General features: G+C 36.4%; 10 protein-coding genes and 1 pseudogene. 6 read left to right on the forward strand and 5 right to left on the reverse strand.

Going from position 1 to position 12263, the window contains the following annotated elements; translation table 11 throughout:
- Positions 1–332 precede the first annotated feature (332 nt).
- From AMDU4_RS07260 to AMDU4_RS07270, 3 genes are all read left to right on the forward strand, one after another.
- A complete protein-coding gene (locus AMDU4_RS07260; RefSeq protein ID WP_021787333.1) occupies positions 333–548 on the forward strand; it encodes a hypothetical protein in 216 nt (71 codons plus the stop codon).
- Positions 549–896: 348 nt separating this feature from the next.
- Positions 897–1664 carry a S26 family signal peptidase gene (locus AMDU4_RS07265; RefSeq protein ID WP_290704534.1) on the forward strand — a complete coding sequence of 256 codons (768 nt, stop codon included), beginning with the start codon at positions 897–899 and terminating at the stop codon, positions 1662–1664.
- A 79-nt stretch (positions 1665–1743) separates the two neighbouring features.
- Complete coding sequence (locus AMDU4_RS07270) at positions 1744–4035, forward strand: hypothetical protein (RefSeq protein WP_021787336.1); 2292 nt, start codon at positions 1744–1746, stop codon at positions 4033–4035.
- Between the two features lie 43 nt (positions 4036–4078).
- Here AMDU4_RS07270 and AMDU4_RS07275 read toward each other — a convergent pair whose 3' ends face one another.
- The gene (locus AMDU4_RS07275; protein ID WP_021787337.1) at positions 4079–4426 is read right to left on the reverse strand and encodes a DUF4870 domain-containing protein; all 348 of its coding nucleotides are present in this window, start codon (positions 4424–4426) and stop codon (positions 4079–4081) included.
- A gap of 197 nt (positions 4427–4623) precedes the next feature.
- On the opposite strand from AMDU4_RS07275, the gene AMDU4_RS07280 reads away from it, so the two are divergent.
- The 3 genes and pseudogenes from AMDU4_RS07280 (at position 4624) to tnpA (ending at position 7424) form a co-directional block, all read left to right on the forward strand.
- A complete protein-coding gene (locus tag AMDU4_RS07280; RefSeq protein ID WP_021787338.1) occupies positions 4624–5709 on the forward strand; it encodes a transposase in 1086 nt (361 codons plus the stop codon).
- Between the two features lie 74 nt (positions 5710–5783).
- Positions 5784–7019 (forward strand): glycosyltransferase family 2 protein, encoded by a 1236-nt coding sequence (locus AMDU4_RS07285; protein ID WP_021787339.1) that lies wholly within the window; start codon positions 5784–5786, stop codon positions 7017–7019.
- A gap of 37 nt (positions 7020–7056) precedes the next feature.
- A pseudogene (gene tnpA, locus AMDU4_RS07290) lies at positions 7057–7424 on the forward strand (IS200/IS605 family transposase).
- A gap of 50 nt (positions 7425–7474) precedes the next feature.
- Here the strand turns inward: tnpA and AMDU4_RS07295 are convergent.
- From AMDU4_RS07295 to AMDU4_RS07310, 4 genes are all read right to left on the reverse strand, one after another.
- On the reverse strand, positions 7475–8878 hold the full coding sequence (locus AMDU4_RS07295) for a transposase (protein ID WP_021787341.1): 1404 nt from the start codon (positions 8876–8878) through the stop codon (positions 7475–7477).
- 113 nt (positions 8879–8991) lie between these two features.
- Positions 8992–9819: a radical SAM protein gene (locus tag AMDU4_RS07300; RefSeq protein WP_021787342.1), complete on the reverse strand. Its 828-nt coding sequence runs from the start codon at positions 9817–9819 to the stop codon at positions 8992–8994.
- Between the two features lie 5 nt (positions 9820–9824).
- Complete coding sequence (locus AMDU4_RS07305; protein WP_021787343.1) at positions 9825–11054, reverse strand: Nre family DNA repair protein; 1230 nt, start codon at positions 11052–11054, stop codon at positions 9825–9827.
- A gap of 502 nt (positions 11055–11556) precedes the next feature.
- Positions 11557–12263: MFS transporter (locus AMDU4_RS07310; protein WP_290704537.1), on the reverse strand; the 707-nt coding region annotated here is incomplete at its 5' end.

Genomic DNA, 12263 nt, shown 5'->3' on the forward strand with positions numbered 1-12263 from the left:
TCATATTTCTCTATTGAAAAGTCAAAAGTTATAAATGAATAGAAAGATGCAACATCAATAAAGGATATAATTTCATCGGCAATACAAAAATTCCTAAACTAAAAATATTTATATAGTTTTATATATTACATTCAATATGTATATTAAGAGGGAAAAATTTTTTGTGGGTTTCCCCATGCAACAGACCGTTATTCCTAAAAAGAACAAATTGGGAAAAAAAATAAGAATACATTGGAATCTTCATTGCTTTATTTCTTTTTTGAGCTATTATTGGGAGGAATATCCAGTCATAGGATACGCAACGGCTTTCGGCGTACTATGAAGGTGATATTATGAGTCCAAGAATGTTAATAGTAGTGAGGTACATAATAATAATTCCAACAATAGTTGGAATTATTGGTGGATACATTGCTTATATATATGCTGGCCCACCTAATCCAGATATGAATTTTGTTGTGGGTTTCATTGGGTCATTTTGTGTAGCAATGGGAATAGGCGTCTTTTCGGATCGTGAGTACAAAATAAGAAAATATAATCAAAAACAATAATATGAAAAAAATAATTAATTCAAAAATGGCATTATCTTTGTCAATATTCTATTTATCAGACTGTATTGAAACATACTTTCCTTCATTTTCGTTAAACAAGTATTATAACGCATCTGTTAACTTTATGGAGGTAATAAATTGCTAACATTTATGTATATTCTCCCGATAACAGCCCTTTTGTATGTTATATTACAGATGTCACTTTTATTCTATTCTATTTTCACATTTAAAAGTTATCCGAAAAAATCAAATTTATATAAAAAAAGCTTTAATCTTAAAAAAGAAAAATCAGAAAAACAAGAAAGCAATATATTAGGTTCTTTTTATATGTCTGTTACAGTCGTAATTATGGCAATTTCTGAATCCCCAATAACAGGTGTAGTGGGCATTACAGTTAAGTTATTCACTATTTACTTAACTACCCTGACTATATTGGCACTTCTACAATTATTTAGAGTTTTTGCATATAAGTCCCAACAGAAAATTAGCCAAAGATCTGTCCTTAGATCTAATTTTTTTATTATGGTCATGTTATTATTTTCAGTTTTTGCTGCCATTATTAATGTTTCTCAAATACTGGTTATAATTTTTCTCTTCGGTGCTTTTTATAGTTTTTTTAAAGATTTTGTACTCCTTTTATTTACCCATGAATCAGATCCAGGATATCTAACGAGTATTGTATATGGCTCAAGCATGAGTCCTGCTCTAATGAACGAGGACATTGTACTGGCTTTAACTAATATGGAAGATGATGATATTGAAACTGGTGATATAATAATATACGACTCATCGATGAATTACAACTCAAGCACCCCCATTATACACAGGGTACAAAATATCAATGATACAGCTGTAACTTGTAAGGGAGATAATGCAATTATTAGCGAGCCAATTCATTATGCAAATATATTGGGAATTGTAATAGCAGTAATGAGAGATTCTAATAAATTCATACTGAATAATAAATACAATAAATATAGAGACCTAATAGAGAAATTTTATTCAGGAGAATTGTCTTTTAAATCCGCGGTAAAATATCCATTAATAGGTGAAAACAAAATTATCATATCTATGGTCCTGGCCATAATCTGCGCAATAATTATTTCTTTCATTTAATTATCAAATTATAGTCAAAAACCTGTAAAAGGTTAAAACATATGGCAATATTTATATATAAATCTTTAGATATCTACCCATGGGAAAATTAACTGCTCTTATAGTAGGTTATATATCTGTTACCTTTGCAGCATATGTTATTTTATCTGTTAGTTACAATCCTCTTGTAAACTGGGTCGGTCCATATCTGGGCTACCGTTTTCCATTTATCTTAGGAATAGTTTATCTTATAGCAGGATCACCTATCAGGAATACCATTATACTGGAAACGTGGATTGTTATCGGCGCGCTTGTTGGAATTTCGGCAAGGAAAGGACTCCGTGCATGGGGTTCAGCCAGTCTTGTGTGGACATTTACCACCCTAACTCTGGGCGTATCGCTCATTGCAATGCTTGGGCTTTCTATTTTTAACATATCCGGTACATCGGCTATTAGCAGTACAGTCCGGGGGCTTTTAGCAACATTTGTTGCTGCCACTGCCTTTGTCCCCTATGGCACTAATCTTGCTACTATAGTTGCAGAGCCGGTGTTACGTGTAATAGTTCCATACATAACATCTAGCCTCGGATCAGGCACAAGCACTGCCAGCATTGGCAAAGTAATAATGAATATAGCATTACACGCTTTTGAAAATTATTTAATCTTTGCTGTTACAGCGATTTTAGTGGGTTCAATTACTCATAGAATTCTCCATGGAGGAAAGAAAGTTTCCAAAAAAGCAGTTGCGGCAGCATTATCAATATTTATTGCTTTTATATTCATAGCCATGGTTTTTTCTCCGGGAATCACTCCACAGACCAATTTAAACGCATCTACAGGGAAAGCTTCTGAAAATGGAGGAATACCAGTTATGGGAGTAAATGCCCTGTTCCCATTTTCCATATCAAATGGTTCTGCCCATATAAACACGAATAATGAAGCGGCAGTTTCAAATGCTTCCTTAGGTAATTCAACGAATCAGGCAGGATTGAGTCTTATAACTCCACAGGGAAATCTATACAACCTATTTGCAATGGAGTCCGGAAATGGCACAGGAATCTGGTCTGGTAATGGGTTAATATTCGGTAGCTTTACAATCACTGCAAATATGACATCACTTTTAGAAAAGGAATATGGGATAAATTATGGTAAACTTGGATCATTTATTCCTCAGAATGCCTTAATACTGGCATACAATGGAACCAGTTATGGCAGCGAGGCTAAAAGCATGGCATCCTCTGTTGGCCAGAAGATGGGAACAACATTTAATACTGTTCTCACACTTAAAAATATTACGCTCTCCGGACACTTAGTGACTATTTATCTATATTCATCTTCTGCATCAGAATACAAACTGAAATCCGATTTTATGTCTACATTCAATAGGGGATACGGGGGCAGCATACCTGCAATATTTAGCAAGAATGAGGGATTAAACAATTATAATTCTTACGCTATGGCCTCAGGGTACATAAACGGTTCAATCGTTAAATCTCTTACGGGAAACACTGGGCTAAACGTTTCAAGTATGGATTTTACTGCTGGAATATTTAAGTACAGTAACTATTTCCACTCATCAGGTGATTCCCATACATACAATATTTCAACTCTAATGAATTACAATTCAGGGATATCCTTTAGCAAATCATCCACTCTTTCAGTGCTTGGGATAGGTTATAACAATGGTACCGGTAGCGTTGCTGACATTGGAAGGTACACATTTAATATATATTCAAATAATGCCTCTTTGGCATCAAAAACACCACTGAATACAACAAATTCGAGTTTTACTAATGTGGGACAAACAAGATTCTCACCATCTGTTGTTTCCGTATCATTTAATGCAGTATTTCCAGCAGACATTTTGTACAGTACATCGGTTGATAGACTGTCTGGACATATGGTTCAAATCACTGTACACATAAAAAACAATGACACATCATCTGTACAGGCATTTAACGCTTCACAATCTGTGTTTGTTAATCACTATGTAAAATATGGTGCCGCATCGTTAATATCAGGGAAATATAAGGAGGTAAATGTAACAATTCAACCCGGACACTACGCCAATTTTACATATAATATGTCACTAAGCGGTGTGGGAATATATGTAATTCCATACACAAATATATCTTACAATTTCCAGGGAAAGGCATTTTCATATGAAACTAATGCTTCTTATATAGTTCAGAATAAACCAGGATATATTTCGGCTATGAATTCAATGGTTAATAATGAAGCTTCCCAGAGTACTTTTTTTGGCAATACACTTGCGACAGTACATGGATTTGAAATTTCATTAATAGATATTGTATTGTTAGCCATAGTGCTTCTCGATGTTGTAATTGAAATCAGGGCATTTAAATCATATATCAAAAAGAGAGACAAATAATCAGAAAATTAAAATTATTTTTTTATTGTTGTAGATAAAATATTTATTTATTTCCAGAGAGTGTTGTTGCATAATCTGATAAAAGAGGAATATTTGCCTCCATGCCCTTAGAAGCCCTGTAGCCTATATAGATGCCATAAAGCCATACTAAAAGGAGTGTTAAATCAAATATTATTGATAGTATTCCTCCTGCATCTCCAACGGTAAACAGATTAATAATTGCGAATACTATGATTGCTATAATATAACATATTCCAAGTAAAATTGCCTGTATACTGTGGAATTTAAGTCTCCTGTCAGTCTTTCCATATAAAATGTAAACTATCAATCCTGTTATTAATGGAATTATATAAGAAACGATGAACATTATTTTATTATCTTTATTTTCCATTAAAGTATATGCCAATATTATTATTTAAATATATATGGAATAAATATTATGGTGTAAGGAATAAATAGAATATATTTGTCAGACATGATTTTTTTATCATATACTTTACTGAAATGATTTCGTTATTTAACATATAAGCGGGAAGCCCCATGCGTTACAGTAGATCAAAAATATATTTCAGCTGACAATTGTCTGGCATGAGTCTACCAACTTTGATGAAAAGAAACATGCCAGACAGAGCCCATACTACAGGAAGTTACATAAATTTTGTGCAACCCATAAAGGAATCTCTCAACTTTGGAGATTCCAGGAGCGAGAACCTTACCCTTAAAACGATTTTGCTGGCCTGTATGAATAACAGCTATGTTGAGGGATCATCTCAACTTACGGGTATATCCGGACAGACTGTGAGGAATCATCTCTGTAATAAGAATCCGGAAGGACTGTTGCAGATCAATGCAGATCTCATTGCCACAATGAGAAAGAAAGGACTCTTCAGCAAACCTCTCATCGTCGCCATAGACTGGCACGACGAGATGTATTATGGTGACATTGAAACAGAGGGAATAATAGGCACCAAGAATAAGGCCGGAACCAATTATGCATATGAATATGCCACTGCTTCAATAGTTGTGGAGGGAATCAGATTCGTTATTGTCGTTATCCCTGTCAGGGAGAGAACAATCCTGAGTATGGTATCCATGCTTCTGGATATCATTGAATCACATGGCATAAGGATCAGTTCTCTCCTGATGGATGGTGGATTCTATTCTATAGACTTGATTAATTACCTGAATTCCACAGGCATGAATTTTGTAATGCATGCACCCAAGCTTGGCAAAGAATGCAAGGGAAAAGAAATAGACATGGAATACAGAACTTCTTCACATCATAAGAGAAAGAAGGATCAGGCTTCATTTCGTATCGTCTCCATATATGGGCATAGCAAGAGAGGCACGATGCTGTATGTATTCGCAACAAACATGGATATTTCACCGAAGAAGCTGCTTAAATTGTATAGAAAAAGATGGGGAATTGAAACGGGATATCGCATGATTAGAAAGTTCCTTGCAAGAACAACATCGAAAAAACATGACATAAGGCTGCTGTATTTCTATCTTGCAATTCTCCTGTACAACATGTGGGTCCTGTTGAATCTTGTATCCAGAGTGAAGACAATAGCTGATAACATGAGGGTATTCATCGCATCAAAACTGATTGGAGCCAATCCCTTTGTTACCGATCTTGTTCGGTCAAATGGGCACTCTGGAGGTGATTTTTGATCTACTGGTTAGCTTGGGGAGGATGTCACCGTAGACTATAAAAATATTTATTTATAGGTAAAGCATTTGTATGTGTGAAAGACTTCCTGATTATATATCTGGCTTTGTTGGCAGTTTCTATAATATCCTTTGTCTATTATATTCTCAATGCATATTATTCTACATATTACATAAGGGGAGACACAGTCTCAAACGTTGATCCATCGGAAACCACAATTATAATGCCTGTATATAATGAAGATCCGGAGGTTTTTAGAAAGGCCATAGTCTCACTTAAGTTGCAGGGAGCAGATTTTATTGTTGTGGGAGATTCCAGCCTTGAGCCATATAAAACTATCACAGAAGAGAATGGTGGTAAATTCATATACCTGAGCAAAAACGGTGGTAAAAAGAATGCACTGGTACAGGGAATAAAGCATGTGTCCACAAAATATGTAATGTTTGTTGACAGCGATACGATAATACCTGCGAACACTCTGAAAAGCATGCTCACATACTTTGCACCGGGAATTGCCGGAGTAGGTGTAAATATACACATAAAAAACGATGGCACATACATTTCATATGCCTCTGAATTTATTGAAAGACTTACAGAAATGATATCCAAATCCATGTCAAGACACGGAAATTTATATGTGTTGGATGGCAGATGCGCCCTGTACAAGACAGATGTTGTCAAGCCATTCATGACATCAGATGAATTCCTGAACAAAAAAATACTGGGAAAGAAGGTTGTTCTTGGGGATGACATGCAGTTGACAAGCTATCTTATAAAAAATAAATACAAAATGATAAAGGACTATGATATAACGGTAGAAACTGAACCCCAACATGGCTTAAAGAAGTTCATGAACCAGCAGATAAGGTGGTCCAGAAGGGGCTGGTATTTCTTTTTTAAAAATATAAGTGATGGCACGACCAAAAATGGCGGAAAATTCTATACCTTTGAAATACTGTACATATATCTGATACCCATAATAGGATTTATACTGTTATTGTTTAGGGGTATGTTCCTCCTGAGGATTATGGGGCATATAGATTATCTTAGCACATCATCTATAGACAATTTTGTAATGCACCATTTCTTTCATTATCACCCACATAACTTTCTGGAGTCAGTAATCAATGGATTGATGTATGTTCTCGGGGCCATAGGCGATACTATATTTGTTGGAGCTATAATGATAAGAATACCTAAGAACAGGATAAGGACTCTCACATATGGGGCGATCGGTTTGGGAATCCTTTTCTTCGTGAATATATACGGGCTTTTAACATTCTGGAAACAGTCAAAATGGTTAACCAGATAAATTAATCACAGTACGCAATTAATAAAAATATGTTTATGTGACATTCTGCCCTAAATACAGAAGAAATGTCCTGAAGGGTGGCAGTGATGTGAGACTAAGAGAGCTAACCCTGAGAAGCAGGATGAATATCAGTACAAAATACTTGAAATGGAAGTTATGCCAGATCATATGTATCTCCTGATAGACATAAATCACCGGCTTGGTGTGTATCATGTTATTAACCAGATTAAGGGCTACAGTTCATCTGTCCTGAGAAATGAGTTTCCTGCATTAAAGCGCAAGCTTCCCGCAATGTGGACACATTCCAAATTCATATCTATCGTTGGGTCTGTAACACTGGAAAGTGTACAAAAATACATGGAGGATCAAAGGGGAAAAGATATTAACATACAATATAACGCATAACAGAAATTTTTTCCATCGAAATGGTCAGGCATGGATTTCGCATTTAAACCTTAACTCCGCAATTTTTTAGGGAATATACTGGTTCCAAGCCTATCATCTATCTTTCCAACGCCTGAAGGTATTTCGCTCAGTATTTCCTTGTTTTCCCTGACTATCTTGTATACCTTTGAGAATTTCAGGAGCACGTCCTTTACTGACAATTTACTGGTGAGATCAGCAGCCCTGATCAGGACAAATATGCTGTAATACAGGTAAAGGGAAAGGAAAGATATGAAGAAATAACCCCTGAGTGAATCGTTGTCACTCAGGTATGATTTGTCATTCTCCAGCTCGTTCTTCATTGCATCAAATGCCTGTTCTACCTCTTCACGCTGCTTGTAGAGATTGTATATCACCTCAGGATCATCCCTTACATTGGAGAGTATGGATATCTTTCCGAACCTTATGGATTCAGCATTAAATTCACTCTGCTTCCTCTTCTTCTCCCCAATCATCTTTATGAATGTTGTTGATTCCTCCGCCATGAGCATCTGGTCCTGGAACATGTATATCCTCAGCCCGTCCCTGTTCATGAATCCTGACCTGATGCCCCTGTCCCTGTAAATGAAGCTGGAGTTCAGGTCCATGCCATAATCTATTATCTCCTGGTTCCTGCGGAGGGGCATTGCGAACTTCATCTCCATCCGCATGATCTCCGCCAGGTCCTGGGAGGAGAATCCTGTATCAAGGACAAGTATTCCATCGAAATCGATCTCCTCAAGCACCTTCCTGAGAGATTTCACATCCCTCACCGATCCCTCTACAGGCTTGAGGAAGACAGGCCGGTATTGATCAAGATCGAATGCCAGTGCCATATTTATCTGTGGCAGGTATATGTGATCCGCATTGTGGCCCTTGGCAGCAATATTCAGGTTCTCTGATCTGGAAAATATGCTTGACAGATCGAATGCAAGCTTCTTTGATTCTGTTATCAGTGACTGGAAAAGATCCATCTGTGCCCCCATGTCTGATCCAATATCACCAAGAACATCAGTGAGCGTGTTGGGTGACAGGTGAGCCCTGATCTCCCTTGAAACATAGAGTTTCTCCCACCGGTCCTTTACAGATTTCAGGGGAACTGGATCCATGAGCCTCACCACGGAAAGGGCATACAATTCGGGCCACCTGTCAGGGAAATATTTCTGCAGCCTTGCAATTATGTCACCAGAAAGGGAATACACAAGTGCAGAATTGCCGTATTCATAGATTGACCTGATCTCCTTTGCCTTCTCAGATATTCCAGTCCTTGTGATCCTTCCAATATATTCAGAAACCTTGACTGGTTTCTTTCCTGTGCGGTCATATCTTGATGTTGAATGATAGAGGTAATAGTTCCCGTTGAGCAGTTTTGCCTCCAGTGGAATATTTCGCTTCTTTCTTTCCTCCTCAACTATTTTCGTTACCCAGTCTTCCATAATCCCTATAGGGATTAGAAATTAATAAACATTTGTGTTACAGAATGCCTGAAAATGTGGAAGAGCCATGTCATTATAGAATTCTGTTCCCTAAAATTTGCGATGTTAAGGATTTAAAATAATGTTCTGTATCTTTTACTGGTTTCATACTTCCATTCATACTTCTCCAGTGTGCATGAAACACCATACTCGCCACATGTTTTTTCTATGGACAAATTCAGTCTCTCCCACCACTCAGGATCTGACTTCATATAGCCAGTTTCTGCCATGTATGGTAAGGTGCCTTTGAAATCCTGGTATGAATCATATATTATACGAATTTTGTTTGCAGCGCAGAATTCCACTATTTTTTTTATATCCTCAATATTATCGTTGAGTCCTCTCACAATGGGCCCCAGATACAGCCATGTTTTTATTTTTCTCTGGGTAAGTTTTTTCAGGGCGTTTAACCTTTTGGCAGGATCTGGAGCATATGGCTCCAGCAGTGATGCAACCTTTCTGTCAATGGTTGTTACAGTCAGCCCCACATCTAAATTATTTCTGTATTTTTCAAGGATTTCAATGTCTTTTAATATTAAGGGGGATTTTGTCTGAATTGTAACATAAAATCCGTTTTTGCTGAGTATCTCTATGGCCCTAGGCATAATCCTGAATTTCATTTCAACAGATTGATATGGGTCTGTTATTGTTGACATTCCGACTATTCCCCTTTTATAAGTACGTGCTTCCCTCTCAAGCAGTGTAATTATATTTTTCCTGACAAAAACTGTCCTTCCCCAGTTGCTGGAAGCCTCAGAGGGTGACATATCTATTGCATAGCAGTAGCGGCATCCATGCAGGCATCCAAGATACGGATTAAAAGCATAGTCAAGCTCTGCCATTCCTGATTTACCCAGAGCATGCCTTGCGTTTATTTCAAAAATTCTTAAATTTCCTATCATTTCAATCAATAGTTATCCAGGTTTGATACCAGGTATTTCATATTGTTGGATTTTGCCTTCCATGCCCTAATATCAACCTTTGTGAATTTCGATACATACTTTACGGCTTCCTGTATATTGTTAAATATTTCAGGTTTCCCTCGGAATAGTTCTCTTACATTTTCCCTTACATACCACACACCCACTGGAATATTAAATCCCGGATATATTTCCCTCCAGAGCATCGCTGACCCTGTTCTTTTCATCTCTCTGTATTTCTCCGCAACTGCAAGCCTTGAAGAATAATAGCATCCACCTATGTCAGGATATGTCTTTCTTCCGTAATAGCCCTCATAATCCAGCTCCACCTCAACAGAATCACCAAAACTGTTCCACGTGCTTCCTGGAAACCATGACTCTCCCCACTCAAACATCCACTGTCCAGGAGCCAGTATCCCTATGAAAAGATTACCCTTGGTTTCCCTTATATATACCTGAAATTCATCTATCTCATTATAGTCCTTTATTTCTTCCACCAGATTGTCAGATATGGATTTGTCTGCAGCTGTAATAGACCATCTGGTTGGAACTATCCTCCTCTTCTTTCCCGTGCCCAGCGAACCTGAACTCAGTGCCTTTGAAATGCCATTTATTCCCATACCCTTTTCATACAGTTTAATTATTCCATTACCTGCTTTTAGATCCCGGTCATAGTATATTTTTTCAATCCTGTTGTCTATATGGTAATTACCGAATTTTATGCTTTTAAGTGGCGATGATGGTCCCATTGGTGTGATATTCTCATCCAACATCACATTATTTTTAAATGATTTTTCAACAGTCATTTCAATATCTACTGGACTTGAAGACAGTGAACTTATTTGAATTTCCTGAAGGCGATAGTCTGGATTTGAGGCCTGTGTAGCCTCAACCTTTATTCCGCCTCTTAGCAGGGACAGCCTGTTAGAGAGAAAGTCATTCAGATCCTGTGAAAGCCATTTTGACTCATCTTCCATATAAGAGGTGTTACCGGTGAATGGAGGCGTTGAAGGATAAATATTTATTTTGGGGTATCCATACCTCCCTACGAAAAGGGATGGTGGTGATGAACCAGTAATAGAATTTCCTGTAAAAGTATATACTTTCTTTACACGGTCGGCTATTGAAACTGGACAGTAGGAAAGCCCACAGAGCATCTTTGCCCCACGGCATTTGACGCATAATGAAGGTGGAATTTTAATAAGGTTTTTCACCATATAACTATAAATACTATTATTCATATTAATACTTTTCAATACAATATTTAACATCCTGAAATGAGTTTTTTCCTAACATAACTATAACTGAATTTTTGAGATCCGTCTATCTATAATTTACAATTAACAATCAAGAGAGAACTTCTAAAAACACATGAAATTCGTGTGTAATTCTTGTTTAGATAACTTAATATTATCCATATTAACGATTTCTCAGAGCTAAATCGATGTTGATATTTTCACAAACTGGGTTTTCTTGAAATCCTCATAAGTATACTATTTTCTCCGCATATTGGATATAACATCGGGATGAACATTATCAATCCACAGTGTCTCCAGTCGATTAAAATCCCAAAAATTCAAGTTTAGCTGACAGATGAACGTAGAATTAAAAAAATAAGAAGCATGTGTCAGAAGATAACTTCTCCACGGAATGTCATATGATTAAAGGAAATTATAGCTCACTATCCCATGTAAAAGTTGTATGGCTCAGAAATCAGTATTAATTATTCACCTCTGGCATTTTTTTATATTGATATAATATGAAAATAAACAATATTATGACAGGAATGGCAAACAAAAGAAACGTATTTCTTAACCCCACTGAATAAACCATCACTCCTGATAGGGATGGAACAAGAACCGCCAGAAACATCATTAATGCAAAGAAATATGTATTTGCCACAGATATTTCGTCTTCCTTAAATGATCTTGACAATGCTGTTAATGATGTGGGAAAAGTCAAACCATGAGGTATTCCCAGAAAGCTAATGATGATAAAGTAAGTAATTAAACTATCCGAAAAATAAACCATTATAAGGCCCACAATTGTTATACTAACTGAGGCCATTGTTGTTATGTACAATTTCTTTGCCGGTCTGTATGATAAAAAAAATCTAGATAAGAACGATAAACCGAAAAATCCAGAAAGGAGGAGCTCAACAAATGAATACTGAGCATTAAATTCTGTTCTTGCAAATATTCCTCCAAACGTTAAAATTAATGCAAAGGGCAAATCATATGAAATGTTATTGAAAACCGATAACTTAAATCCATTATTTTTAAAAACATTTATTTTCTTTTGTGTTTTATTATTTTCCTCCGGAAATCTTATTTTAAAGGATAATATTATGGCTATAATTCCAAAGGGAATAAAAAAAATGAAAAGCTGATTTAAATCAAAATACAATAATATGTAGGATTCTATCA

This window comes from Ferroplasma sp. Type II (assembly GCF_000496155.1).

Bases quoted from the DNA above. Each gene is read 5' to 3' on its own strand.
- AMDU4_RS07260 (WP_021787333.1), top strand. From the start codon at position 333: ATGAGTCCAAGAATGTTAATAGTAGTGAGGTACATAATAATAATTCCA.
- AMDU4_RS07265 (WP_290704534.1), top strand. From the start codon at position 897: ATGGCAATTTCTGAATCCCCAATAACAGGTGTAGTGGGCATTACAGTT.
- AMDU4_RS07270 (WP_021787336.1), top strand. From the start codon at position 1,744: ATGGGAAAATTAACTGCTCTTATAGTAGGTTATATATCTGTTACCTTT.
- AMDU4_RS07275 (WP_021787337.1), bottom strand. From the start codon at position 4,426: ATGGAAAATAAAGATAATAAAATAATGTTCATCGTTTCTTATATAATT.
- AMDU4_RS07280 (WP_021787338.1), top strand. From the start codon at position 4,624: ATGAGTCTACCAACTTTGATGAAAAGAAACATGCCAGACAGAGCCCAT.
- AMDU4_RS07295 (WP_021787341.1), bottom strand. From the start codon at position 8,878: ATGGAAGACTGGGTAACGAAAATAGTTGAGGAGGAAAGAAAGAAGCGA.
- AMDU4_RS07300 (WP_021787342.1), bottom strand. From the start codon at position 9,819: ATGATAGGAAATTTAAGAATTTTTGAAATAAACGCAAGGCATGCTCTG.
- AMDU4_RS07305 (WP_021787343.1), bottom strand. From the start codon at position 11,054: ATGGTGAAAAACCTTATTAAAATTCCACCTTCATTATGCGTCAAATGC.